This window comes from Paenibacillus sabinae T27 (assembly GCF_000612505.1).
Lineage (GTDB): Bacteria > Bacillota > Bacilli > Paenibacillales > Paenibacillaceae > Paenibacillus_AQ > Paenibacillus_AQ sabinae.
The window spans coordinates 5,188,837-5,213,462 of sequence record NZ_CP004078.1 but is presented as its reverse complement, the minus strand read 5'-3'; the positions used below and the strand labels follow the sequence as shown (position 1 = coordinate 5,213,462).

Below are 24,626 nucleotides of genomic sequence, written 5' to 3'. Positions count from 1 at the left end.
AATCGTCCAACGGATTCTATTACAATTCTAAAGAATTCTGGAATTTAACCTCAACAAACCGTTGTCTATTCAAAATGTTGAAGGGTGTCTAAAAAGACACCCTTCATACTGTCGACAAAGCCCCGGTTTTTTCCGGAGCTTCGGTTTTGAATTAGGGGATTTTCGAATAAATGGGTCATACAAGCTATTTGCTTAAAACTATCGAAGATCGCCGCTCATCCTGCCCGCTTGGCCGTCAAAAGACCCTGTATGCCTCTTCGTTGCGGAGATCAAGATCATTGGCTGATCTCAACTCGCTGTTCACGATGGAAGCTACGACATGGGGCGCATCATTCTGGAGATAATGATTCGCTTGAGGTATCCGCCAGTACGTCGAAACTTGCTTCCTAGATTTCAGGTATGTCGTCCAGACATAATCAGAAACACGAATCGGTGAGATTTGATCCTGTTCCCCCCAAATGATTGTGGTCGGCACATCGCTCTTGTGCAACGTTTCAAGCCAGCCTACTTCGAATTGTTTGCGCTGATTAACATATTGAATGACGTCGTGTTGAACATTGGCTCCGCCTTGATAATCAAAGATGGAGGCGAGTGATGCGATTTCGTCAGAAGACAAGGTTTTCGAATACGCCAACGTTGCAAGGGCTTGCGCAAAGATCGTGCCGTTGAGATTGGAGGACAGGGCCGGGCCGGACACCGGATCGAGTAGCTGATTTTGAAGCTGCGAGAGTTGCGCCAATGGCAGATAGATATTGCCGTTGGTGATGAAATGGTGGGTAATCTGATATGGACATTCACGGTATTTCTGATACAGCTTCAGTAGGGCCATGCCCACGGTGTCTCCTTTATCATGAGTGAACAAAGCAAACTTATTAAGCTTCAACACTTCTCGAACGACGTGATCCACCAAACGTGCGTCATCGTGGATGGAGTATATATATCCGTTTCGAGGCTTCGAAGAAAATCCGTAACCTGGTGTATCAATCGCACAGACGTAATAATCCTGACTCAATTCCTCGAACAACTCCCGAAAATCAAAACTGCTTGTGGGATAACCATGAATGAAGAGAATGACTGGATTGTCTATGTTGCCTGCGCAAATCGTAAACACATCGAGAGGCCCAAAACGAGCATTTTCAGGCACTGTCGAAGTCCAAGTAGTGTATTGCCCTCTATCGGCCCACTCCTTTGCTAAATTCGGTACGGTGGCCATAGAAGTATAGTATTGTGAAGCATGGTTCAAACTGCTCATCATTGTACCTCCATGATAATTTACTGTTTCAATACTGTGTCGTTGAAACTTAAGAGTGGTCATGGCTCTCGTGACTGCCCATTGCTGGATTGAATATGGTCCATTGGTCCTTGAAAGCATCGTAATCTACTTGAACACATCCGTATCTGTCTACAATTTGGTTCACCATCGCCTGCACGACGTCGTCCTTGGAAACATCACAGCGGACCATAAGTGCCTCTCCACCTAGAACAAGAATGTTCTGTACTGTTTTTCAGCGTCATCTGCTGATTTTCATCCACGACAGCACCACGCTTCGCGAGTGCTATACTGGTTGCTCTGTCAATTGCCCATGCCGCATCCTGTAACGAGTGCCGCCTTCCCTCGAATTCATATCTTCCTCCCCTCTCAAAAGATATTGTATACTTCATTAGTGTATCTGTATAATTGAACTTATTGATTATGGAGTTCAACTAAATTGAACGAAGGATGGTGACCATGGACTTAAAATCACTGAAAACATTCCATAGGATTCTAAGCTCAGGGAGTTTTCACCGGGCGGCGGAGGAGATGAACTACGCCCAATCCACTGTCACAATGCAGATACAGAGGCTGGAAGCAGAGATCGGTGCGCAGTTGTTTGACAGGACTCAAAAATCTGTTGGTTTGACTGAGGCTGGCAGAGTGTTTTACGAACAGAGCATTGATATTATGAAACGGATCGACCAACTGAAGTCGACAATGATAGAGGTGGCCCAAGCGGAATCCGGAAGTGTACGCATTGGTGTCACGGAGCCGTCCGCGAGCTTTCGATTTCCAGCAATTCTTGGCAAATTCTTAAACACCCATCCCAAAGTGCATGTAAGCGTACATATCGCCAACACCCCCATACTCAACAACTTGCTACATACAGGGGAGATTGACATTGCGCTTTGTTCCACTCCTGAAATGGGTACCAGTTTATTCTTTGAACCGTTATTCCAAGAAGGGTTTGTGGTATTACTGCCGGAGCATCATCCCCTCAGCGAACAATCCACCATTTCACCTGAGGATTTCGTCGGACAACGACTGCTTATCACAGCCAAGAACTGCCCGTACCGCAAGAAACTTGAAGTGGTTGCCCAAGAGTGGAACATACCATTAAACACGCTAAACACACTCGAAATCACCAGTATGACAGCCCTAACTAGTTACGTTGAGCACGGAATTGGCATAGCGTTAGTTCCTAGGATAATGACTGAGTCACCGGTACCGGGTACAGTGGTACGTGAAATGGGATCGCACTCAATTAATATGACAACCGGCTTTTTATATCAAACTGATAAGCTTCCGATGCTTCCAGCAAGCCGTGCATTGTACCATTTTCTAAAAAACGAATTATTGACATCAATCACTCCGTAACTGAAAGTTTTTTCACACACGGCGATGATAAACTCGCTACATCACTTAACTGCCCCAAAGTGCAATAAGGATGGCTCTCGTAGAAGCAATTATTTAAACGTGTTCGAATCCGTCACAATGAATTCATCACGTACGTGAAAGGATGAATCGCGGATGGAGACGAATCTACAGGCAATCTGGTCAGAACGTATTCATGTGTATTAGACCAGCGGACAAACCATGAAAGCCCGGTGTGCGGAGCAGAACCTGACCGTTCATTAATTAAAAACCGTTTCGCGGTAATTTCCGCGAAACGGTTCCGTAATCCGAAAACGGATTATAGTGATTAATGCATCGGCTTTTCCCAGTCACCTTTGATTACTATTCCTGTCTCTTTCGCCGCTGTTTCAAGATCATGGATTTCCCGTGCTGTCAGCGTGATTTCATCGGCTCTTACAGCATCAGCAATTTGGGAAGTTCTCGTAACGCCGATTATCGGAACGGTTCCTTTCGCAATGGCCCAAGCGATTGCAACTTGTGCAGAATTCGCATTGTGCTTATTGCCGATTTCCTTCATAACATGGATCAGGCCTTCCAGTTTCGCAAGCACGTCTTCATTAAACGCCTCTCCTCTTCTGGTGCCGCTTGGGAGAGGACTTTTCGCATTGTATTTGTCGGTTAATGCGCCTTGTTCCAACACCATATAGGAGAAAAACACAATGTTGTTTTCGTTGCAGTAATCAATAATTCCGGCTTCTTCGGACGAACGGTACAGTAAGCTGTAATGATTTTGTACAGCAGAGATTTTCAGCCCTTCTTCAGCCAGAATACTTTGCGCTAGTTTGATTTCCTCCAGATTGTGGTTGGAGACGCCTGCATATTTTACTTTTCCGCTTTTCATCAACGGAATCAGTCCTGGAGTCCATCTTTTTACATCAAGAGGATTATGGATCCAATATATATCCGTCTGGTCTGCGCTGAGCCGGTTCAGGCTACTGTTCAAGCGGTCTTCAACAGGCCCGCCAAGTTGCGGAGTGAATTTCGTTGAGAGCAGCACATCGTCGCGGCCTTTTGTAAACTCGCCCAGAATGCTTTCGGAGGCTCCCATTCCGTACACAGTCGCAGTGTCCCATAAATTGAGTCCGGCTTTCATCGCCGAATCAAAAACCGGTTTTAAGTCTTCCGGGGTAAGATTATTCCGAAAACAGCATCCCCGCCGCCTTGACCGGTCCCCCATGACCAGGTACCAAGAGCGATCGAAGGAATCGTTTCATTTTGCAATTTTACCTTTTTCATTTGTTTCAACACCTTTCTATATTAGTGAAATTTTAAATACTAGCTATAGTTTGGTTTGTACGTGTTTTCATTCGGAATCTCTCCTTCATTCTTATTTTAATACTGCTGCGTTTACCGTATGAGATAAGAATATCAAGGAGACGAATGAATTTCTTTGCCTACAAGCTCATTCTATTTGTTTATTTAGCTCATTTTGTTTCTGTAAATAACAAGATACCGTTCCGCGGTAAATTCCGCTAAACGGTATCTTCGGTGCCTGTGTAGCAAACTTTTTAGCCCCCTTAGGCCTCCTCCTTCAACCTCAGCTGCCGTCTAAACTCTGACGGCGGGAGTCCGAATCTTTCCTTGAATACTTTGGAAAAGTGAGCGATATTTTCGAATCCGGTCGAAAAACAGATATCCGTAACAGATAACGCTGTTTCCGCTAACAGTTCCTTGGCTTTATCTAGCCTTCGATTGCGAACCCATTTGAGCGGGGGGGTGTTGTATACTGCTTGAAAATCCCTTTTGAACGTCGCCAGGCTTCTGCCGGACAAATAGGCCAGGTCGTTAAGGGAAACGGGATTCGAGAAGTTCTCCTCCATGATCTTTGCGATGCTGCCTCTGTCCTTGCTTATGGGTTGCATCATTTGATGCAACAAACGATCATTCGAATCTGCTATGTGAAACAGCAATTCCATCAGCTTCACACGAACCAGTCCTTCTTTGACTTCGTCAGGGTTCTCGAAATAGGGTTTTAACGACTCGATATAGCTTCCAATGCGGTCATTGATCGGAAAGACTGTTATCGGAACAACATCATTCACGAGATAAATTGGTTTGAAACCGGCGAAAGTGAGGAATTCATCTACTATCTTCTCGTTCAGGAAAAACATCATATAGTCGAGGATGTAATCGGAATCGGGTTCACCCGCTTTCTCGTACTCGACTCCAATTGATTTATGAATAAACATCATTTCGTTGCTCCGCATCGTATATTCTTGATCACCGAAGCGAACGGTATAGACACCCGTCTTGACGATTAGAAGAAGATGATCCTGCAAAAAAAAGGTTCCTTTTCTGCCTTGCGTGTAGAAACAGAATTCGATAACGGACATCTCATCCAGCTTCAAGCTCCCTTTTTTTATCCGGAGACTTTTCCAGTTCATGAGGCACCTTAACCACTTTGCTTGATCTCATAGTCATGGACGTCCCTGCCTTACTTGTTCCTGCGATTGCTATAGTTTCCATTTCATAATCATCCTTTCGGTTATGCAAGTCTGCGCTTACCTGTAGAATAATTAGAAACCGTTTTGACGGTACCTGATAACTATGTGCTTTGCCCGATGTTCAAAGGAACCATCTCCTATGTTCCTTAACAAACTTTTCAACACTTATACTATTAGTATAACTGGAACCCGGCGAGAATACTTTGCTGAAAAGCTCAAATGACTTGTTCATTTAGCTCCAAACGAGCAAGTTTTCCTGGATACTGTTTTCGACTATGAAGATGACCGGGGTTTACTGCGAAAAACTGAATCGTGCCTGTTAAGTGATAATAAAGTAAATTACTACGTTTAGACTAGAAATTGATAAAAAGCCAAGGAGTTGGCCGCGCCAGCTCCTTTCTTAATTTTCGCCGTTATGACCGTTAAGGTAAACCGTACCACAAGAGGGCGAAATTTTGGCTTTTTAGATATCCCCAGGTAAATTTCTAATTAGGTTTAACTTCACACCAGCTCAATCGGATGAGCCGGTATGCCAATTCTTGAGCATCTCCTCGGCTTTTTGCGGGTCGTTCATGAGCAAAGTCCGGTACTCCAGCATCTTATTGAGGGTGTCCAGCATCTGGTCATATTCTTGCTTCTTGCGTTCGATCTCCTCTTTCTTGCCTTGAATCCAATCGATAATCTGCAGGTTGGTTCGCGAATTAGTATCGTGGTCCTGCAGAGCTTCCTTTAGTTCAGCCAGCGAACAGCCGATGGACTGGAACTTCTTGATGAGCTTTAGCCGCTCGATTGCCTCTTCCGAATAGTTGCGGTAATTGTTGCTTTCCCGCCGGACATGACGGTTATCCAGCAAGCCTTCCTTTTCATAAAAGCGGATCGTATGGATCGTTAACCCCATCTTGTCCGCCAGTTCCTGAATTTTCATAATCATTTCTCCTTCAGACTGCTTGCTCTAGAGTTCACTTCATAGTTTATGCTTTAGCTATTCAAGCAGTCAATCATTGAAGGAGGAAATGAGTATGCATGTTTTGGTTACAGGAGCAACAGGGTATGTTGGTTCCGCAGTCGTTCGGGAACTGATCGGAGCGGGCCATACAGTGACGGGCCTTTACCGTTCTGAAGCGAAAGCAGCGGGATTAAAGGCGGCGGGAGCCGAAGCGCTGTACGGCACGCTAGGAGATCTCGATACGCTGCGCAGCGCCGCTGCTGCTGCAGACGGCGTGATTCATCTGGCGTTCACCAACGACTTCTCCGACTTTGAATGTGCGTTGGCTCTGGATTTACAGGCCGTTGAAGTCATGGGTGCGGCGCTGGAAGGCTCCGGGAAGCCGTTCATTACCACGGCTCATGCAAACGGAATCGCCGCGGACCAGGCCGTGCTCGCAATGGCAGAGCGAAGCATCCGGGCATCCATCGTCTCGCTTGCACCGTCCGTGCATGGCGAAGGCGATAAGGGCTTTGTGCCGATGATGATCAACATCGCCCGGGCGAAGGGTTTCGCCGCCTACATCGGCGAAGGAACAAACCGCTGGCCTGCGGTTCATCGCCTGGATGCGGCGGTTCTGTACCGTCTGGCCCTGGAATCTGCACCGGCAGGCTCACGACTGCTTGGCGCCGGCGATGAAGGCATTCCGCTCCGCCAGATCGCCGAAGTCATCGGGCGCCAGCTGAACGTGCCGGCGGTTAGCATAACATCTGAAGAAGCTGCCGCCCATTTTGGCTTTCTTGGCGCCATTGCCGCACTCGACATCACAAGCCTGTACGACACTGCGCAGGCGAGTCTGGCAACAAGGGAGCTTCTGGGTTGGACACCGGTGCAGCCCGGACTGCTCGCCGATCTCGAAGAAGGACATTATTTTGCATAAAAAGAGGGGAGACCGACACCACTGAAATGCTGGATGGATATTTTTAACTGCATCCGCCTAAGCGCCCTTTCCGCGAATGCATATGATGATTATGCCTATTCATTGAAAGGAGCGATCACATATGGGATTTTTTCCAACGCCGGGAACTGGCGGAGGATTTCCGGGATTCCCGGGCGGACCTGGCGGACCTGGCGTGCCGGGAGGTCCAGGCGGATTTCCGGGGACTCCGGGAATCCCGGGGGGTGCACCGGGAGGCGTTCAACCGCCGACGGCTCCTCCACCGCAATTCGTACCGCAAATGCCGGTCACCGCGTATGCTATCGACCCCGGCGCGATCAGACGCTGCCTGTTCCGCGACACATACGTTTGGCTGAACAACGGCGAGCAATTCTGGTTCTTCCCGGTATTCGTCGGGCGTAATTCTATTGCAGGGTTCAGATGGTTCGGTTTCTTCTGGGCGTACTACGGCATTGATTTGAATCGGATTAGCTCGTTCACGTGCTTCTAATGCAGACAGCGCGGTGAGCCATCTTACATGTAAGGCGAGCAGCTAGTGCCTGCAAAATAATTCAAGAGGATATCTCAAAGCCTTAATGGCAGAGAGACATCCTCTTTTTTTCTCCGCGTGCCCCGAGGCACCCATCTTCTAACCGGTGAAAGTCCGGTCACGGGAGGGGCCAAGCCCCCGCGTAGCTAGGATACTTGCGTATGGCGAAATCTGTACGTAAAAGCGTATCGACGAAAGTACCGGTCAGAGGCCGGGCGAGCAACCGGCCAGGCCGTAACATGAAGTGAATCCTGCCGCGTCGTCAAAGAGGCCCCACAAGGGGGACAAGAGGAAGCCGCGTCCCGGGGAAATGGACGAAGGCCACGGAAGCTGCCGGGAACTTGGATCAGCAACGAAGAATCCTCCGGCCGACTCTTCTATTTCATCCTTTCCCATTCGATGTTTGGGGGCAAGCAGTTTTCAAGGGGTCAATCGATCCGGGGTTTTCATTTTGTTCATGGTTATGAGCGATATTGGGAATATCATTCAGCCGGAGTTAGTGTTTGAGATCGCAATACGCTCGGTTCTGCGGAGCAACAAATTGTGGTAATGGGGGGTCTTGGGACCGATAATATTGTCTTTTATACGTGATTCCCCGTGCTTCTTAACTGGCTTCGGTGATGTGACGGGCTATTTGGGCGGATCGGCAGCGTCCCGATGGGGGGAATTACCATTCTGAGATATCGGGGCACCGCTTATTGTGGAACCCCGATTTTTTGCTTTAGAGGTGATACGCTGAACCGTATCATAAGTGACGTAAATTCCCGAAACAAGGCCTACATATCAGTTTGGGTAGGTATTTACATTAAGCCCCTGAAACAGCTGGAACGGGTGCAGGGGAGGTTGCTGATTTGATTTGTTCTATTCGTGCTTCTGCCTTCTCAGCTAATGCCTTGACAAGCATATTTATATCATCCTTAAGCTCAATAAGCTTAACATCGGAGATTTGATATCCTTTATTACCGTGTGCTATGTTATTTCTGCAATCCAAAAGAGTATTTATTTTATTGTAAAAACCTACATTTCTATCTTTCTTTCCAGACGCATTTCTTTTATTTGTAAGAAAATCGTTTATATACTCAACAATGCTTTGAGAGCCGATAACCTTAGTAATTGCTGCCTTTTCATCGTCTGTAATAAACGGTGTTTTAACCTCTACGTTTTGAATTTGCAGCACTTCTTCGTTTAGTTTATCTAGAACATCAACTTCGCCAAGTACTCTAAATAGTTTGTTAATTACATCGGGAGTTGGATTACTGTCGGTCTTACTGAAGTTTTTCTTAATAAGTCTAATTGGAATATTTGAGTTCTCTAAAGTACGTATTTCCTCAATTAGTTTCAATACTGAATCGAAGTTGTTATTCGTTATCTGCCCTTTGGGTAAAGTATTCTGTAAATAAAGTTCAAGTGGTAGTTTTTTGAAGCCAACGGACAACTGATTTATCTCTTCCACGAACTCCTCCATAAGATCTTGTAGAAAACCTTCAAGATGGCTGCATAATAATACAGCAGCAGCTCTACATAATGAATTGATTTTATTTACATTTTCACTAGTGGGTTTAGGAGGAAGTAGTTCAATTAAACAATCGATTTCCGTCATTCTTTCTTCAAATTGTTTAAAACTTGTCAACAAGACCGCTTCACCCCAAACTCAGAAATGCATTCTTCCATTAGACGAATACGTAGCTTTACTTTTTCGGGAGAATTTGTAGAACTAGCAATGGTTCTCACAAATGCGGCATCTGACATTAATTCTTTTATGTTTCTCATTATTCCCTCATTATCAAGTTCCGAGATATTAAAATGAAAGCGAGAGAATGCGACCATTTCAGCATCAAATACCGCTCTGTTAAGGGCGTTATGCCAGGAGTCTCTAGAAGGCAAAAATCTACTAAAACCATTATTACCGAAAATGTGATGTATGACTTCAATTGTAGAATTAAATAATTCTGTGAAAAATAAACTGCGTTCATCGGATATGACTCTATTGTCCTTCATAAAATCATTTAGAAATTCCTTTACAGACCCTTGATATTGATTAAGCGATTCTCTATAACTTAAAAAGCGTAACACGTATTCTACATTTGTCATGTTCTTTTGGTCTTTTTCTGGGAGTTTTAACATCGAATTGAAATTTTGGTTTTCGGATAATTGTTTAAGTAGAGTATTAAAGTTACCTCGATATATACAGTTTCTAATTTCCTGCTCTGTTAAGTGGGTGCTTCCCGAATTAAGTCTTTCAAAGACATCGAACTTAATTTGGGGATCCGAATCGTTCAAGATAACAATACAACGTATATATTGTTTATTAAGCTTTCCTTTATCTTCACGGGATAAATCGGAGTATTTTTTGTCATTTAGATCAGCTCTAATCTGTAATCCTTGAAGGGTCAGTTCATCCTCAGTACCTTCTCCTTCAATAAAATTTCTTATAGTACTTAATCGTTGTTGACCATCAATAACTGTATATGTAATATCCTCTTCTTCAGCTAAAAAAACTGTTGGAATAGGGACATTTAACAAAAGGGATTCAATAAAACGGGATGCTTTTACAGGTGACCATCTATACTTTCTTTGGTACTCTGGATCAAGAATAATATCGTGATTTTTGATTTGAGCTACTACCGTTGCAACACTCATATCGTATGGTTGAGTTACTAGTTTTCTGTCTTTATTCTGATAAGGATTTGTTTCAATCACTTCTTCAGTGGAAAGGTCCTCAATACTTAATTGCAGTTCATCCATTTTATTGCCTCCAGTAGATATCAAATATTGTAATAAATTATAATATCTTTAGGCATTTTTATCCAGTGAACATTGAAATATAGTGGTAGAAAGGGCCTATTTTACGGAGTGAGAATCCAGTTTGTACCCGTTACTGGGCACCTTATCATAAGTGAGGAGAAAATGTTTCCCGGTCTCCTGGTTGAAGGAAAGCTCGATGCCGCCGACGCGTTTCCTTTTGTCCAGCATGATCCTCTTCATGACGCCGAGAGCTTGATTCAGGGTTCCTCGTTTCATTTTACAGAATCTATTCAGATGCTTCGAATTGCTTAAACAATTCGATTTTATAATCGATTTTTTTCAAGTTTTATTATTTGGTTAACTACCTTATGACGGTATCCCTCCATGAATTGCCGCCTTGCCGCTGTTACCGAGACATCTTTCCCCGGCTTGTCATAGAAGTGCTGCATTTCCTGAGGCATGCCGATTTCCCTGTAATACTTGATGATATGAAACCAAGCGATGTCGGATTGCGAATACAGGCGATAGTCTTTCTCGTCCCGTTCAATCCCGTTTATTAATCCAATTTTCTCATAAAAGCGCAGCGTGCCTGTGCAGAGTTCAAGCGAAAATATGACCGTCTAAATGTTCTGGCTAATCTTGGAGGGGCCTTCTATTGGGAAAAACAGATCACCAGCGAGGGAATCGAGCGAATGTTCGCGGTGAACGTCCTCAGCCATTAACTCTTGACACAAGAATTAGCAGACATGTTGAAGGATAGTCGTCCTTCTAGAATCATTACGGTGGCCGGCAATCCACGTTTTCTCAAAAAGCCGAAAATTGATTTCGAAGACATCCAGCTTATGAACCGTTTCAGCGGTATGCGTGCCATGACTCAAACGATGAACGCTCGCATACTGCTTGCCTTTGAATGGGCCAAGCATTTTGAAGAGGCGGGGGTGTCGTCCGTTGCTTTTCATCCCGGATGGGTCAAATCCAGATAAACGCGGCGTTCGCCATGGCATCTTAGTGTCATGGCACCTATCTTGAACGCAAGAGCCAGAGATGATTGTAAGCCTGACGTATATGCGGCTTCTACCTAGGAGATTGAGGAGATGAACGGCGTTTTTATCAACGATAAAAAGAATCGCCTTCCTATTGAGAATAATTATAAATTAGAAGCTGGGTCGGAATTATGGCGTGTTTGCGAGGAGCCCACAAGGGTAAAAGGTTAAAATCACGATGTTGGAACGGAACAGAGATTTACTTAAAAGAGCCCAATTAGCTCATTCAGAACCCATTAAAAAGGGCTATCTGTAAAGGTGGCTCTAAACTATTACTCATAGTAGTGCTTTCCCTCTTGAAATTATGTTTTTTAGAAAGATGAATAAAGAAAAGCAAAAGTTATAGACCAGTAATAACTTTGTCCTCTAGTAAAACAAGGTTTTATTCAGTGAGGAATATTCTAGAACCTTGAAAAGTCACAATACTAGATTATTATTAATAGGTTCCCATGTACATACTGGGCTTTCCTTACTGTAAAAGGCACCTGATCGGAGCCTTTCGATTTCGCCTTCGGCGGGCGAAAATTCGCTTTATGAATGTTAAGATGAACCGTACCATAAATTAACGACATGTTTTTATCAGGACATTAACCTTAAACCCAAGAGGGCTAGGAAAGTCGTTGTGACTTTTATCACTGTTTAAATACTTACATCGGAAGTAATATGTTAAAATATCAGAAGGTATTACCGCTTCACTAACTTAATAGTTAGCAAGCTATGATTGCTATGGGCACACTATAGCAGGAGCAGCTTCTGGAGAGACCGCGGGAATTCCGCGGCGCCGAAGGGTTCACAATCTCAGGCAAAAGGACAGAAGAGTACTGAATGTATTTGTTATGCTGATCGTTGTTAGTAGGACAATTATTATTCGATATTCTTATGTACCGGGAGATTGGAGGACATCCAGTCTCTTTTTTTATTGGCACCAAGGTATTGCATTCATAAGGGGGAACTAGGTATGGCACAACCAGAATTAAAGAGAGAGCTAGCGAATCGGCATGTTCAACTCATCGCAATCGGCGGCACCATTGGTACGGGATTGTTCTTGGGATCGGGCAAAGCGATTCAACAGGCAGGCCCATCCATCATGTTTACGTACATCATCGTGGGGATCGCTGTGTTTTTCGTGATGAGAGCGCTGGGAGAACTCCTGTTGTCTAAAGCAGGTTATCAATCGTTTACGGATATTGCGGAAGACTACCTTGGATCTCGGGCCGCGTTTATAACCGGTTGGACCTATTGGTTTTGCTGGATCATGACGGCTATGGCTGACGTGATTGCAGTTGGCGTATATGTACAATATTGGTTCGATATCCCGCAGTGGGTACCTGCTATCTTCTGCTTAATCATTTTATTAGGACTCAATCTGTTAACGGTCAAAAATTTCGGAGAACTGGAATTTTGGTTTGCTCTAATCAAAGTGATCACGATTCTTGCATTGATTGGCATTGGGGTCATTTTTCTGATCATGGGATTCAAGACGGACGCAGGATCGGTGACGGTAACAAACCTTTGGAAACACGGGGGCGTTTTTCCGAACGGCATATCAGGCTTTTTATTTTCCTTCCAAATGGTGGTATTCGCATACGTCGGTGTGGAATTAGTGGGGGTATCGGCAGCGGAAACCTCTAATCCGGAGAAAAATATTCCATCGGCGATTAATAAAATTCCTCTACGGATTTTATTTTTCTACGTGGGCGCGCTGTTCGTCCTGCTGTGCATTAACCCATGGACGGAGCTCAGTCCGGCAGAGAGCCCTTTCGTTAAAACCTTTACTTTAGTAGGGATTCCGGTGGCCGCAGGGATTATTAATTTCGTCGTATTGACTTCAGCCGCTTCCGCTTGCAACAGCGGGATGTTCTCCACAAGCCGGATTCTCTATAATTTGAGCAAGAACAAGCAGGCGTCCTCTCAATTTGCCAAATTGAATAGAAATCATGTGCCAGGAAATTCGTTATTCATCTCCACGCTTGTCATATCGGTGGGCGCTCTACTCAGCAAACTCATTCCGGAGCAGGCGTTTGGAATCGTGACAACGATAAGTGCTATTTGTTTTATTTGGGTTTGGGGCGTCGTTCTCGTCTGCCATATCCGATATAAGAAGACCCGGCCGGAATTACAGGCAAAATCAAAGTTCAAGGCACCTTTTACGCCATTTATCAACTATGCTGTCTTAGCGTTGTTTGCCGCAATTCTCATCATTATGCTGTTCGCCAAAGAAACACGTCCGGCTTTATTGTTCACCCCACTGTGGTTTGTTCTATTATTTTTGTTGTATCCGAACCGAAGCAAAAGGGAAAAAAGCAGCAGTGTAGCGACGAACATCAAATAGATTGGCTGTTAGGAACGCATTGACTTCTCACTAACTAAAAAAGAACTCGCCAACATGTGGCGGGTTCTTTTGCTATATGCGAATACGAAATCAAAACAACTATCAGTGTTATTCAATTGAGTTTTTCGTTGCCTTATACATATTTTCTGTGTATTGGTCGACTTCATCCCGCGACATCCGTAAGCGATCCACAGAAGTCCCATATCCGATTTCTTTTTTACCTTCTTCCAATCCTTTGAAGATTCCATCGGCGAAGGCGTCTAACGGTTCTCCATGCGTATGCAAACCCGTTCCGCCTAAATCTGTATTTACTGCCGGAGGAGCAACTTCAACGACTTCTACAGACGTATCCGAAAGCTGGTGTCTCAGACTCATTGTAAATGAATGAAGCGCCGCTTTCGTTGCTGAATAAATCGGAGCAATCGCAAACGGTGTAAAAGCTAACCCGGATGTTACGTTTATGATCGTCGCCTCTTCTTTAATTGCAAAAAACGGCGCGAATATCATAGAGAGATGAAAAGGTGCTTCAATGTTCGTTGTGATTTCTTTATTGAAATAACTCCAATCGTCCTTCGCATTTGCTTTTAACACGCTAAAGCGTTGTTGAATCCCTGCATTGTTAACCAACACATTCACTTCTGGATAGTTCGCTGTTACCCAATCAAACAATGCTACACGCTCGGATTCAGTATTCAAATCACTTACGTGTGTAATAAGGCTAGGGAGTTTTTCTTTCGCTTTTTGAAGTACATGTTCACGCCGTCCAGTAACAATGACTGTATTTCCGGCTTTTAAAAAGCGCTCTGCAAAAGCTAGTCCGATTCCGGCGCTTCCGCCTGTTATAAGAATTGTATTTCCTGATAGTTTCATAAGAGTTCATCTCCTCGATTATTTTATTACTCATTTCTTTCCTGAATGCGTTTTGTATAACGCAATATTTTCACGTCAATTCCTTTTAAGGATTCTGTTATCAACGAAATTTCAGCCAGCACAGTTTGCTTGTGATTCTTCATCATTTCAAGTCGGAGTTGAATGGTGCCATCTCCTTCCACTATCCAATCGATATATTGCTTGATATCACTTATTGGCATATGCGTGTGTTTTAAACAAAGGACGGTCTCAAGGAGCGCAAGTTGATCTTCTGAAAACAACCGCCTGCCAGCTTCATCACGCTCGATTAAGGGTAGTAGTCCTTTTTTCTCATAGAAACGTAACGTTGATTCTGGAATATTGAATTTGGCTGAAGTTTCGCTAATGGAACAATATTTCATCTGAAGGCCTCCAACATTTGATCTTCATTTGTCGACAGGAATAGGATACGACTTAAACCGCGGTTTAAGTCAACTGTTAAGTTTCATGCAGGTTACAGGTACAATTAACCAAAAATAATGACTGCTAATAACCTGACGCCACATCCCCAAATAATCGTGGTATTAACTCCGAGGTGTATTCTATATTTACTCAGCCACGGTGCGCCTTCTCAACCCCTATCCCTACTGCAAAGGGTACTCTATCCGGGAGACCTTGATTCGATGATAAGCTTGCGCCATAAGACTTTCGAAATTTCTCGGACTCTGGCATCTGATTTTAAACGTGCTTTTCGACGAGCGGCGCATGAGTTAAATCAAAAAACCCCCGGCAATCCCGCCGGGGGTTCAACTATGCATAAATAAAGTTTGCGCACAAAGAAGCACTATGCTATGATTGAAGAACTGCTGATTATATTTTAAATGATTACACAATTAACCTATCTTATCTACACTTTAATCTTACCACACGACATTACGGTTTGTCAAACTTTCTTTTTCTTCAAATTCGAATGAAGGAGTGCATGCAGGAAGATGATAAGCGCGGAGGATTGGAAGCAAGAGCAGGAGCGGCTGGAGCTAGTTACGGAAAAGCTGCAAGCGAGAATCGCCGAATTGGCGCCGGAAGTGGAGGGGCTGCACAATCAGGCGGTGGATATCCGCAAGCAATTTTGGGAGGAAGTAACGGTCAACACCAGCACGGACGAGGATTTTGAAGAGACCTTCTACAGTATCAGGCAGCAAGAAGCGCTATTGTCCGAACGGGAGCGGAGCCACCGGCAGCGCGTGCAGCAATGGAAGAACATGAAGCGGCTGCTGGCATCTCCCTACTTTGGGCGCATTGATTTCCACGAGGACGGCTTGAGCTCTACCGAGCAGGTCTATATCGGTGTGTCATCCTTTGTCGATTCAGACGGCATGAGTTTCCTGGTCTATGACTGGCGTACTCCGATCGCGAGCATGTACTACGATTATTCTCCGGGAGCGGCCGGATATGACACGCCGGATGGAGCCATCTCGGGGACGATGAAGCTGAAACGGCAGTATCAGATCCGCGATGCGGTGCTGCAGAACGTGTTCGACACGAGCGTAACGATCGGCGATGAATTGCTGCAGCAGGTGCTCGGCAAGGGTGCGGACAATCAGATGAAAAGCATCGTCGCGACGATCCAAAAGGAGCAAAACGCGATTATCCGAGATGACAAAAACCGGATGCTCATCGTGCAGGGGGCGGCCGGCAGCGGAAAGACCTCGGCGGCGCTGCAGCGGGTGGCGTATCTGCTGTATAAGCACCGCGAGCGGCTCAAGGCGGACCAAATCGTTCTTTTTTCGCCGAATCCGATGTTTAACAGCTATGTATCGACCGTACTTCCCGAGCTCGGTGAAGAAAACATGCAGCAGACGACCTTCCAGGAATATCTGGATCACTGGCTTGGCGGGACGTTCCGTGTAGAGGACCCTTTTGACCAGATCGAATATGTGCTGACAGAAGCATCAACGGGAGGGTATGAGGCCCGGATAAAAGGGATGGAGTATAAGGCATCCGCAGACTTTCTGCAAGCTCTCCAGAATTATGCGCAGTGGCTGGAGCAGCAGGGCATGCGCTTCACAAGCATCCGCTTTCGGGACCGCGATTTGATCACGGCCAAGCAAATAGAATCCACATTTTACAGCTATGATCCTTCCATTCGCATGACCAATCGCATTATTATGCTGCAGGAGTGGCTGCTGCGCGAGTTGGCCCTGCTGGAAAGCAAGGAGCGTGAGGCGCTCTGGGTTCAGGAGGAGCTCGATTATCTTGACAAGGATCAGTACGCTGAAGCGTATCATGCTCTGCACAAGGAGAGGGGCGTGTTTGACTTTGCCGAGCAGTATGAAGAGGTCCGCGAAAGGCTGGACGGCAAGGGCAGACCGGACGAGGGCGATTTCGACTATGCCGAGCGGGAGGAAGAGCTGCTGCGCCGGATGATCGTGAAGGAACAGTTTAAGCCGCTGAAGCGAAGCGTGAAGCGGTTGTTGTTCATCGATATGGCCCAGCTGTTCGTCCAGCTGTTTCAAGATGAAGAGGCTTTTAAGAAGATGACCAATGGAGCCGAGATGCCCTCGCTTTGGCCGGAAATCTGTGAGCAGACCAAGGAGAAGCTTGGCCGGCTCGAGCTTTTCTATGAGGATGCGACGCCGTACCTGTATTTAAAAGAGCTCATCGAGGGCGTTCGGACGAACACGGAGATCCGGCATATATTCGTCGATGAGGGTCAGGATTATTCGATGTTTCAATATGAGTTCCTCAAAAAAATGTTCCCCCGTGCCCGCATGACGGTGCTTGGCGATTTCGGTCAGGCCATCTTTGCTCAGGCCACGGAGCTGTACGGTGAAGAATCGCCGCTCATCTGGCTGTACGGCGAATCTGAAACAAGCTTATTCCGCCTCGTTCGCAGTTACCGGTCAACCCGCGAGATTGTGGAATTTACGAGATCTTTGCTGCCGAACGCCAAGGAGATCATACCTTTTGAACGAAGCGGCAGGAAACCGCTCCTCTCTAAGGCGGACGACGGCGAGAAGCGGGCAGCGCGAATAGCGGAGCATCTCGCGGCGCTTCAGGCGGAAGGCTTCGACTCCATCGGCGTCATTACGAAGACAGCGGCCGAAAGCAAAGAGGCTTATAATCTATTGAAGGCTCAGGGATGCCAGGGGCTGAAGCTTGTGACGAAGAGCACGCCCACCTTCGAGAAGGGAACATTGGTGATCCCCGTGTACCTCGCTAAGGGCGTTGAATTCGATGCTGTTCTCATCTATGACGCCTCTTCGCAGACGTATCATCGGGAGAGCGAGCGCAAGCTATTTTATACAGCATGCACGCGTGCCATGCATCGGCTTCTGCTGTACACAGCAGGAGAGTGGACCCCATTCATTCAGGCTTTGGATGAGTCCTTGTATGAAATAGAGCAATAATAAACAACGAAGGAGCTGCCGAGGCACGCTCCTTTCGCATTTTTTAGCCGATAGTTCCGTTAAGCTGAACCTTATCATCCTCGAGCTTCACAGCCTTCCAACAGGAACGGATGACTTCATGCACGCTCTCGCTGGTTAATTCGAAGATCCCTTGCAGATGGGCCTTCAAAATGTAAACTAATGTCCCGTAATGCATCTGTACCATCAGCTTCGGATTCATGGGGATAAACAACTTCTGCTGAATGGCTTCTTCATACAACTTGTTCATAGGCCCGCACCAGCCATCTGTATAGACTGCCTGCTTCACCTCGTCATAAATGTAAGGCGAGAACGAATACTGCTCAATAAATTGAAAGCCCTGTGGATATTTTTCACCCAATTCGACAACCCGATTCCAACCTAATTCGAACTTTTCACGAATCGTACTGCCCTGCAATAAACCTTCGCGCACATACTCTCCGTTGAATGTGACAATTGCTTTGTACAACTCGTTTACAATATCTTCTTTACTTTGAAAGTAATGATAGATGTTCCCGGTCGATACGCCAGATTCCTTGGCTATTAGCGCCATTGAGGTAGCCTGTAATTCCTTCCGAATGATAATGTTAAGAGTCGTTTCGAGGACGGCCCGCTGCACTTTGTTGTATTTTTCAAACATTCAGCTCTTCCTTTCCCAGCATCAAATCGAACGTTCATTCTAAACTAGAATATACTTAATACGTTCTTCAGTCAATACAGCCTCATGGTAGCCAGCGGGAGAAGGTTGTAATATCGTTAGATATAATTATTAGCGATGGTCTCCAAATAATCCTCGATCGGCACAGAGTTTCTAAGAGCCATCAGGTCGTTGCCTGCTGCGCCGATAACGGTACGGAATTTCTTGCTTTCCCCCGTCGCCAGAGCGACAATGGCGTCCACAATGATTTGAGGATCATCCAGTTGGCCGCTGGTATCGGCGGTATTCATAAGATTTTGCACTTTCGTCATCAAATCATCGTAGTCTTTAATGTTCTCATCCCTGTTCCAAGTGATACTTTCCTTAAAATTATTTCCTGTAGACCCGCCCTGCTCAATCAATCTAAGCTCGATATTGAACGGCTTCAGTTCGTAATAGAGACCTTCCGTCAATCCTTCCAAAGCGAACTTGGACATGTTGTACAGCGATCCAAGCGGCACCGCTGTCGTAATCCCCATGAAGGAGCTGATGTTAATAAACATGCCCCCTCCATTAGCTCTGTAATGTGGCAAAAATTTACGAATAACATTGATCGGTCCCCGCGCATTAACGGCGAACTGCCAATCGATCGCGTCCTCTTTGGCTAGCTCCAACGGGCCGTAAGTTCCCATACCGGCATTATTGACAACAACGTCAATTTTCCCGAATGCGGCTATGGCTTGTTCCACGGCCATTTGAACCTGCTCCACTTTGGTGACATCCAGTTTAAAAATTTTAATATTGTCATAAGCCGTAAGTTCGGTTTCCTTCTCAGGTGTACGCATGGCGGCCGCGACGTTCCAGCCCAACTCCGCAAATCGAATCGCTGTTAATTTACCCAATCCTGAACTGGTCCCCGTAATAAAGACTGTTTTGCTCATCATAAACCCTCCGATTTATAAATTGAACATTCATTCTACAGTCGACAATAGATTAGATCGAATGTTCATTCTAATTCTATTATGCAGGAATCCGTTTGTCAAATGATTACGCAAGCTACTTCTGGAAACAACGAATGCCCCGTTCTTTCGATCGACAAAGAATCGTTCTGCACAAACAACGAAGGAGCTGCCGAGGCACGCTCCTTTCGCATTTTTAGCCGATAGATTCCGTTAAGCGGAGCTGTAAACGTTTATTCATTAAAGATGAATGGTCAGGTCGGGATAAATTGCTGAAATTTCTGGGACATGTTTTGCTATAACATTCTTGTCAAAGGTGGATTTAAAAATCTCTGGGTCCGGTAGAAAAGTGACGCTTGTTCCCGTTTCTTTGGTTATACCTACGGTCAACAAACCCGTTTGAGGAATTCCATGTTTATAGTCTTGCCTGAAGACTTTTCCTTCTCGGCGAACTTCGATTGAAAGCTTTTGAGAGAGAGCATTAACGACCGCAATGTTAATCCCTTTTTCTCCCCCCGGGGCAACAAAAGAGTTGCTGGTGCTATAATGGCTCAGTTCAGTGAGAACGGCTTGTACGCGTGACTTTTCTGTGCTTGGAAGGACTTGAACAGGGATTCCTCGCCCGTTGTCGGATACTGTGACGCTACCATCGCCTTGAAGGAAAATGCCTGCTTCGCTGCAGAATCCAGCCCGATGTTCCAAAATGGAATTCTCCAACACTGCCCAGAGGAGATAGTGAGGGTCGTAAGCATCCTGGGTGTTACCCAAATAGGCACTAGCGTTGTTTCTGGTTTCAGCTAGTTCTATATAGTCGCTTGTATCAAGCAAGTCGGAAGTCGCGGCTAGCAACAAAAGGAGTGGAAGTACTCTGTGCGAGGGAAGCGAGTACATTCCACCCCGTTCTTCCTGGACAAGGAGGTCAGCTCCAAGCAACGCCTTAATGTGATGGTAGAGTTGCCCGGTTGTCCCCATATTCAAACGTTCGACAATTTCCGAACCCGAAAGGGGCTCTTTCAATACCGATCTAAGAATGTCCAAGCGCTGCTTGTGACCGAGCGCCGCTAAAATTTTGGCGACTTTCTCGCCGTCCAGGTCCAGCAATTGACTGACAAGTCTTTCTTGGGGTTCCCATCTGTACCGCCATTTCTCCCCGCTGTATTGCCCTGAGTAAAAGACTCCGCCAAGATCCAATTCATCGTTGATCGTTTCGACTGACACGGTATTTTTGTCAAATGTCCGGGTCCGCGAAACTCTGGGAGAGCAATCGTTTGCGATTTGGCTTACAAGCTGTTCAAGATCACCCAATTGCTTCTTTAAAATATCCAATTCTGCACCGAAGTCTCTAGCTACTGTCAAACGGATCACCCTTTCAATTGATTACTTAAATACGTAGTTACGTAATTACATATATATAATAACATGCAATAAACCATTTGTAAATAATACCCAAGTGAAATGAAGGTCCTGAATTCACTGGGACTGAGGCCTATATTTTTTGTATAGTCATTTAATGGTAAAATCATCGAAGGGGGGCAACGACAGAATGGAAGAGGAACAACAGGATGTATGGACGCTCGTTCAGCAGAAGGTGATCTTGCTCGGGTCTCCGGACTCCGAAATTCGGGAAGAAGCGTACTCCGCTCTGTTCAATTGGCTGCTGGAGAAGAACGCAATCGGGAAGTCACAAATGGAAGAACTGCTTCAGCAATCCGTTTCAGATAGCGGATTATTTTACGGGATCGGGGAGAAGGAGACGGACAGCGTCTTTAAGCGCACGTTTACTTCCCTTTTGATCGCCCTGTTAATTACCTGCGATAATCGGGAGCCGTACTTAACTAGAGAAAGTTATGACCTCGCTCTAAATGCACTGGTTCGCTATTGCCATTTGGAAGACGATTTTCGCGGATACGTGGATGTCAAGGGATGGGCGCATGCCGCTGCGCATGTTGCAGATGCGTTGGATGAATGTGCGATGAGCCGCTATGCGGGAGCGAAAGAATGTACCGAAATCTGGACGGGCGTACAGGCCTTGCTCGAAAGACCCGCCGAGGTGTATCAGAGAGAGGAGGACGAACGGCTCGCTACGGCGATCGTCTCTATGATTCAGAGTCAAAAGGTTTCCTTTGCCACGATTTGCGAGTGGTTGGGGCAGATGGAGCCAGCACGAACAAGGAGCGTGGAAAGCTACACTCTCAATACGAACCGTAAGCACTTCCTTCGCTGCCTGTATACAAGGCTCTATGAGCAGAGGGAAAAGTTCGAGGAAACGGGAATGGGACTGAATCGGCTGTTGGAACTGGAGAAGCGCTTCAATCGGTTTCGTTTACAGGCATAGATTTTATGGTTTTTGTGCTTCCTCGCTGTAGTGGATATGTATACTCACCTCCTTCAGGCCGGCCGGAATGCCGCTTGTCTGGCGCTCCGTTTCCGTTGCAGGTTTTTGCGGGCTAATATGCATAGGTTAGGTGTCTATACTGATAAAGATTAACGAACAAATACATAGGAGGAGAAAGCATGGCGGTAAACGGAAGACAAGAACGGGGCAGAGCCTTTCTGAATAAAAGAGTTTGCGGATTATGGCTGATCTGGGTGGCCGCAATCCTGTTTGCGGGACTGCTTGCGGGTGGAACGCAGCTCATTTCCATGCCTGTATTTTCTCTGGGGTATATGGCCGGAATATTTGGGATATTGACCAACAAAGCGGTAAACCGCAGGCTATCTTACGGACCGCAAACCGCCTTTCAAAGCAAGATGACACTCTATTCTATTATTCTCATGTTTATACTAATGGTGTCGATTGGCGGTCCTCACTTTGGGGACGGCAATTACCGGATGGTCTGGCTGGGGGCCTTTTTGGCGATAGGCCTTCATTTTGTTCCGATGGCATGGGTACATGGGCGCTCCATGATCCTGCTGGCCGTCCTACTAAGCGCCAACGCCCTGACCGGCATGCTGTGGCCGGACCTGTCTTTTCACACCCTTGTCTATGTGGATCTTGCCGTCAAATTGATCTGGGGCGCTGCGCTGCTCCTCTCCGGCCGCCCGGTAGCTGCCGAACAATCCGCAAGCCCTTCGGCAACCGCCAAGTAAATAAGGTTCCAGGCTGTCGAGAAAGTCTCAACAGCCTTCTTTATGTCTATTCGAGCTGCCGAAAGACAAAGGCTATATAATCCTAAAGACTATCCATAGTGCCGCAGGTAGTTTTTGTTCAAAACTGGCCCCCTCCGCCGTTTGGCGGAAGGGGCCAGTTAAAAAATTTGTTTTTGGACGGTCGGATCAAACTCAAGCTCGATACCAGCGACTTTGCGAAAAATTGAACATAAGTCTATTACTTTTTTTGAACAGATTGTATTGTATTTATGCGGCCGCGGCGTAATACGATAAGGGATGAAGGGAGAAGACCTACATGATTACACTCAGAAAAATCACACTGGAAAACCGGCGTTCCATGTTTAACTTGGAAGTTTCAGAGGATCAACGGTGCTTTGTTGCGTCTAATCTGTCAAGCGTGGCTTCTTGTTATGTCCTTGTAAGCAATGGGGGACATCCATTCCCGTTTGTCATTTACGCGGATGAGCAGCCCGTCGGGTTTGTTATGCTGGCTTATGGAACCACTGGATACGAAGAACCGTCAATCGCAGAGGACAACTATTGCATCATGCGACTGATGATTGACAAGCGATACCAGAACCGGGGTTATGGTCGGGAAGCCATGAAAAAAATCTTGGAATATATCCGCACCTTTCCTGCAGGGTCAGCACATTACTGCTGGATCCCTTATAAACCCGAAAACATCGCTGCCAAAAAGCTTTATGAAAGCTTCGGCTTCCGTGACAACGGTGAAGTCTTCAATAAGGAGTCAATAACGGTATTGCGACTCTGATTTGCTGTCAAACCGTTAGAATTTATCATGTTCTACGTTCTTAGGAAAGAAATATCGGGAACGAGAGTTGAAGAAGCGAACTTAAAGAAAGGGCCATCCCGCGAAGGATGGCCTTAAGCTTGCTGTTTTCGGCAGCGCGGCGAACCATATCATAAATAACAGCAAGTAAGTGTGACTAGAAACGTACCGAAAAAAGCTTCATGGGAAAACGACCCTTACTCTATTGACTATTCCTGCCTAAATCTTCTTTATAACGGGCACGTAAATATCCATAACTGTATCCGGACGGAAATGGCAACGTTCATCATAGAATTCAAAATCCAATTTGGTCTCATCATACTCATATCCACTATCCTTGAACCATTCCTCAAAGATATACTTCCATGTTTTACTGATCGCGTTGGGAAAGTCCTCCTGATTGGCTTTGCCGTCTTTTCCTCCGATTGTCACATCCACAGGAGGAGTAGTAAATACAGCGTAGGTAGCTTCAGGTAGTTCAAGAGTAATCAGGTCTGGAGTTACTTTTTCAAAATCTTCAACAATAACTCCGAGCAAATAAACTAAGCTTTCGCTTTCTCTAGACTCCGGTACACAGATCCCAACTTCGCCATGTTTCGGAGGATTTAGCTGGTCATACATTTTACATTCCCACCCGTTAATATCGTAATTGTTCCAAAAAGCAGCGATATCTTTAGTAAAACTTCCATCTGCGATATTGGTTTTTATTCCATAACCGGCAACTTTAAATGACGGCTTTGAGATAATTGTAGGAACCATAGAACAGCCTCCTAGTTTTAAAGTATTTTTTTCTCCGGTAAGATAATTTTTGACACCCTGCCATCCTTACTGCATATTGTGTCGGGTTATAGCCATACTCCTTACGAAAAGCTTTAGTGAATCCGCTCTGTGTTTCATAACCGTAATCAAACGCAATATCGATGATTTTTCTACCTTTATAAAGCTCTACTGAGGCTAAGGACAACCGTCTCTTTCGAATATATTCCATGACAGGAACCCCCATACATACTTGAAAAACCCTACAGAAATGATACAAAGAGTATCCGGCGTGTTGAGAAACTAGTTCGGGTGTCAGTTTTTCCTTAATGTTGGCCTCAATATATTCGATGCTGCATTTGATATCAACGTTATAGTTCAAATCATCACCATTCCCTTTCCCCGTACGGTTGATTTCATTATAGCAACAGCCGAAACACCTGACTGTT

General features: G+C 45.6%; 23 protein-coding genes and 1 riboswitch. Of the genes, 9 read left to right on the top strand and 14 right to left on the bottom strand.

All coding sequences use genetic code 11. From position 1 onward, the window contains the following. Positions 1-235: 235 nt before the first annotated feature. Positions 236-1,255: an alpha/beta fold hydrolase gene (locus PSAB_RS24055; RefSeq protein WP_158442617.1), complete on the bottom strand. Its 1,020-nt coding sequence runs from the start codon at positions 1,253-1,255 to the stop codon at positions 236-238. Positions 1,256-1,729: 474 nt separating this feature from the next. Between PSAB_RS24055 and PSAB_RS24050 the strand changes: the two genes are divergently transcribed. Next, positions 1,730-2,632, top strand: a complete 903-nt coding sequence (locus PSAB_RS24050) for a LysR family transcriptional regulator (RefSeq protein WP_025337113.1) — start codon at positions 1,730-1,732, stop codon at positions 2,630-2,632. 325 nt (positions 2,633-2,957) lie between these two features. On the opposite strand, the gene PSAB_RS24045 is transcribed toward PSAB_RS24050, so the two are convergent. The 3 genes from PSAB_RS24045 to PSAB_RS24035 all read right to left on the bottom strand — a co-directional run bounded on the left by PSAB_RS24045 (position 2,958) and on the right by PSAB_RS24035 (position 6,040). Further along, positions 2,958-3,764: an aldo/keto reductase gene (locus PSAB_RS24045; RefSeq protein ID WP_264370886.1), complete on the bottom strand. Its 807-nt coding sequence runs from the start codon at positions 3,762-3,764 to the stop codon at positions 2,958-2,960. Between the two features lie 424 nt (positions 3,765-4,188). Further along, positions 4,189-5,004 carry a helix-turn-helix domain-containing protein gene (locus tag PSAB_RS24040; RefSeq protein ID WP_420835634.1) on the bottom strand — a complete coding sequence of 272 codons (816 nt, stop codon included), beginning with the start codon at positions 5,002-5,004 and terminating at the stop codon, positions 4,189-4,191. A 622-nt stretch (positions 5,005-5,626) separates the two neighbouring features. Then, complete coding sequence (locus PSAB_RS24035) at positions 5,627-6,040, bottom strand: MerR family transcriptional regulator (RefSeq protein ID WP_025337111.1); 414 nt, start codon at positions 6,038-6,040, stop codon at positions 5,627-5,629. A 94-nt stretch (positions 6,041-6,134) separates the two neighbouring features. Between PSAB_RS24035 and PSAB_RS24030 the strand changes: the two genes are divergently transcribed. Then, complete coding sequence (locus PSAB_RS24030; protein ID WP_025337110.1) at positions 6,135-6,980, top strand: SDR family oxidoreductase; 846 nt, start codon at positions 6,135-6,137, stop codon at positions 6,978-6,980. Between the two features lie 121 nt (positions 6,981-7,101). Continuing rightward, on the top strand, positions 7,102-7,488 hold the full coding sequence (locus tag PSAB_RS24025; protein ID WP_025337109.1) for a hypothetical protein: 387 nt from the start codon (positions 7,102-7,104) through the stop codon (positions 7,486-7,488). Positions 7,489-8,332: 844 nt separating this feature from the next. On the opposite strand, the gene PSAB_RS24020 is transcribed toward PSAB_RS24025, so the two are convergent. The 3 genes from PSAB_RS24020 to PSAB_RS26615 form a co-directional block, all read right to left on the bottom strand. Further along, on the bottom strand, positions 8,333-9,157 hold the full coding sequence (locus PSAB_RS24020; RefSeq protein WP_144240579.1) for an MAE_28990/MAE_18760 family HEPN-like nuclease: 825 nt from the start codon (positions 9,155-9,157) through the stop codon (positions 8,333-8,335). Beyond that, complete coding sequence (locus PSAB_RS24015) at positions 9,154-10,272, bottom strand: DUF262 domain-containing protein (RefSeq protein WP_025337107.1); 1,119 nt, start codon at positions 10,270-10,272, stop codon at positions 9,154-9,156. The genes PSAB_RS24020 and PSAB_RS24015 overlap by 4 nt, the downstream gene beginning before the upstream one ends. Before the next feature lie 323 nt (positions 10,273-10,595). After that, entirely contained in the window at positions 10,596-10,886 is a 291-nt protein-coding gene (locus tag PSAB_RS26615; RefSeq protein WP_084266605.1) for a MerR family transcriptional regulator, read from the bottom strand. Positions 10,887-11,018: 132 nt separating this feature from the next. On the opposite strand from PSAB_RS26615, the gene PSAB_RS24835 reads away from it, so the two are divergent. Further along, positions 11,019-11,255 carry a Rossmann-fold NAD(P)-binding domain-containing protein gene (locus tag PSAB_RS24835; protein WP_025337106.1) on the top strand — a complete coding sequence of 79 codons (237 nt, stop codon included), beginning with the start codon at positions 11,019-11,021 and terminating at the stop codon, positions 11,253-11,255. An 803-nt stretch (positions 11,256-12,058) separates the two neighbouring features. Continuing rightward, positions 12,059-12,139, top strand: a riboswitch (glycine riboswitch). Between the two features lie 134 nt (positions 12,140-12,273). After that, complete coding sequence (locus tag PSAB_RS24005) at positions 12,274-13,647, top strand: amino acid permease (RefSeq protein WP_025337105.1); 1,374 nt, start codon at positions 12,274-12,276, stop codon at positions 13,645-13,647. Positions 13,648-13,755: 108 nt separating this feature from the next. Here the strand turns inward: PSAB_RS24005 and PSAB_RS24000 are convergent, their stop codons facing one another. Together PSAB_RS24000 and PSAB_RS23995 are read right to left on the bottom strand one after the other, a co-directional pair. Then, entirely contained in the window at positions 13,756-14,517 is a 762-nt protein-coding gene (locus tag PSAB_RS24000) for an SDR family oxidoreductase (protein WP_025337104.1), read from the bottom strand. 26 nt (positions 14,518-14,543) lie between these two features. Then, positions 14,544-14,918 (bottom strand): MerR family transcriptional regulator, encoded by a 375-nt coding sequence (locus tag PSAB_RS23995; protein WP_025337103.1) that lies wholly within the window; start codon positions 14,916-14,918, stop codon positions 14,544-14,546. Between the two features lie 570 nt (positions 14,919-15,488). Here PSAB_RS23995 and helD point away from each other — a divergent pair. Beyond that, the gene (helD, locus tag PSAB_RS23990) at positions 15,489-17,906 is read left to right on the top strand and encodes an RNA polymerase recycling motor HelD (protein ID WP_038596280.1); all 2,418 of its coding nucleotides are present in this window, start codon (positions 15,489-15,491) and stop codon (positions 17,904-17,906) included. Between the two features lie 43 nt (positions 17,907-17,949). Here helD and PSAB_RS23985 read toward each other — a convergent pair whose 3' ends face one another. From PSAB_RS23985 to PSAB_RS23975, 3 genes are all read right to left on the bottom strand, one after another. Next, positions 17,950-18,564, bottom strand: a complete 615-nt coding sequence (locus tag PSAB_RS23985; protein ID WP_025337101.1) for a TetR/AcrR family transcriptional regulator — start codon at positions 18,562-18,564, stop codon at positions 17,950-17,952. 116 nt (positions 18,565-18,680) lie between these two features. Then, on the bottom strand, positions 18,681-19,505 hold the full coding sequence (locus PSAB_RS23980) for an SDR family oxidoreductase (RefSeq protein ID WP_226991745.1): 825 nt from the start codon (positions 19,503-19,505) through the stop codon (positions 18,681-18,683). A gap of 255 nt (positions 19,506-19,760) precedes the next feature. Then, on the bottom strand, positions 19,761-20,876 hold the full coding sequence (locus PSAB_RS23975) for an ATP-binding protein (RefSeq protein WP_025337099.1): 1,116 nt from the start codon (positions 20,874-20,876) through the stop codon (positions 19,761-19,763). 187 nt (positions 20,877-21,063) lie between these two features. Between PSAB_RS23975 and PSAB_RS24830 the strand changes: the two genes are divergently transcribed. The 3 genes from PSAB_RS24830 (at position 21,064) to PSAB_RS23960 (ending at position 23,403) form a co-directional block, all read left to right on the top strand. Further along, positions 21,064-21,855, top strand: coding sequence for a DUF2785 domain-containing protein (locus tag PSAB_RS24830; RefSeq protein WP_025337098.1), 792 nt, complete (start codon positions 21,064-21,066; stop codon positions 21,853-21,855). Positions 21,856-22,034: 179 nt separating this feature from the next. Then, entirely contained in the window at positions 22,035-22,610 is a 576-nt protein-coding gene (locus PSAB_RS23965; protein WP_025337097.1) for a DUF6609 family protein, read from the top strand. A gap of 316 nt (positions 22,611-22,926) precedes the next feature. After that, a complete protein-coding gene (locus tag PSAB_RS23960; protein ID WP_025337096.1) occupies positions 22,927-23,403 on the top strand; it encodes a GNAT family N-acetyltransferase in 477 nt (158 codons plus the stop codon). A 237-nt stretch (positions 23,404-23,640) separates the two neighbouring features. On the opposite strand, the gene PSAB_RS26300 is transcribed toward PSAB_RS23960, so the two are convergent. Both PSAB_RS26300 and PSAB_RS26420 read right to left on the bottom strand, forming a co-directional pair. After that, positions 23,641-24,180 (bottom strand): GyrI-like domain-containing protein, encoded by a 540-nt coding sequence (locus PSAB_RS26300; RefSeq protein WP_226991744.1) that lies wholly within the window; start codon positions 24,178-24,180, stop codon positions 23,641-23,643. Further along, positions 24,146-24,424: a helix-turn-helix domain-containing protein gene (locus PSAB_RS26420; RefSeq protein WP_264370913.1), complete on the bottom strand. Its 279-nt coding sequence runs from the start codon at positions 24,422-24,424 to the stop codon at positions 24,146-24,148. The genes PSAB_RS26300 and PSAB_RS26420 overlap by 35 nt, the downstream gene beginning before the upstream one ends. Positions 24,425-24,626 lie beyond the last annotated feature (202 nt).

What these genes read in the sequence shown, in the direction of transcription:
- PSAB_RS24055 (WP_158442617.1), bottom strand. Translation starts at nt 1,255, where the DNA reads ATGATGAGCAGTTTGAACCATGCTTCACAATACTATACTTCTATGGCC.
- PSAB_RS24050 (WP_025337113.1), top strand. Translation starts at nt 1,730, where the DNA reads ATGGACTTAAAATCACTGAAAACATTCCATAGGATTCTAAGCTCAGGG.
- PSAB_RS24045 (WP_264370886.1), bottom strand. Translation starts at nt 3,764, where the DNA reads ATGAAAGCCGGACTCAATTTATGGGACACTGCGACTGTGTACGGAATG.
- PSAB_RS24040 (WP_420835634.1), bottom strand. Translation starts at nt 5,004, where the DNA reads ATGTCCGTTATCGAATTCTGTTTCTACACGCAAGGCAGAAAAGGAACC.
- PSAB_RS24035 (WP_025337111.1), bottom strand. Translation starts at nt 6,040, where the DNA reads ATGAAAATTCAGGAACTGGCGGACAAGATGGGGTTAACGATCCATACG.
- PSAB_RS24030 (WP_025337110.1), top strand. Translation starts at nt 6,135, where the DNA reads ATGCATGTTTTGGTTACAGGAGCAACAGGGTATGTTGGTTCCGCAGTC.
- PSAB_RS24025 (WP_025337109.1), top strand. Translation starts at nt 7,102, where the DNA reads ATGGGATTTTTTCCAACGCCGGGAACTGGCGGAGGATTTCCGGGATTC.
- PSAB_RS24015 (WP_025337107.1), bottom strand. Translation starts at nt 10,272, where the DNA reads ATGGATGAACTGCAATTAAGTATTGAGGACCTTTCCACTGAAGAAGTG.
- PSAB_RS24835 (WP_025337106.1), top strand. Translation starts at nt 11,019, where the DNA reads ATGTTGAAGGATAGTCGTCCTTCTAGAATCATTACGGTGGCCGGCAAT.
- PSAB_RS24005 (WP_025337105.1), top strand. Translation starts at nt 12,274, where the DNA reads ATGGCACAACCAGAATTAAAGAGAGAGCTAGCGAATCGGCATGTTCAA.
- PSAB_RS24000 (WP_025337104.1), bottom strand. Translation starts at nt 14,517, where the DNA reads ATGAAACTATCAGGAAATACAATTCTTATAACAGGCGGAAGCGCCGGA.
- PSAB_RS23995 (WP_025337103.1), bottom strand. Translation starts at nt 14,918, where the DNA reads ATGAAATATTGTTCCATTAGCGAAACTTCAGCCAAATTCAATATTCCA.
- helD (WP_038596280.1), top strand. Translation starts at nt 15,489, where the DNA reads ATGATAAGCGCGGAGGATTGGAAGCAAGAGCAGGAGCGGCTGGAGCTA.
- PSAB_RS23985 (WP_025337101.1), bottom strand. Translation starts at nt 18,564, where the DNA reads ATGTTTGAAAAATACAACAAAGTGCAGCGGGCCGTCCTCGAAACGACT.
- PSAB_RS23980 (WP_226991745.1), bottom strand. Translation starts at nt 19,505, where the DNA reads ATGATGAGCAAAACAGTCTTTATTACGGGGACCAGTTCAGGATTGGGT.
- PSAB_RS24830 (WP_025337098.1), top strand. Translation starts at nt 21,064, where the DNA reads ATGGAAGAGGAACAACAGGATGTATGGACGCTCGTTCAGCAGAAGGTG.
- PSAB_RS23965 (WP_025337097.1), top strand. Translation starts at nt 22,035, where the DNA reads ATGGCGGTAAACGGAAGACAAGAACGGGGCAGAGCCTTTCTGAATAAA.
- PSAB_RS23960 (WP_025337096.1), top strand. Translation starts at nt 22,927, where the DNA reads ATGATTACACTCAGAAAAATCACACTGGAAAACCGGCGTTCCATGTTT.
- PSAB_RS26300 (WP_226991744.1), bottom strand. Translation starts at nt 24,180, where the DNA reads ATGGTTCCTACAATTATCTCAAAGCCGTCATTTAAAGTTGCCGGTTAT.
- PSAB_RS26420 (WP_264370913.1), bottom strand. Translation starts at nt 24,424, where the DNA reads ATGGGGGTTCCTGTCATGGAATATATTCGAAAGAGACGGTTGTCCTTA.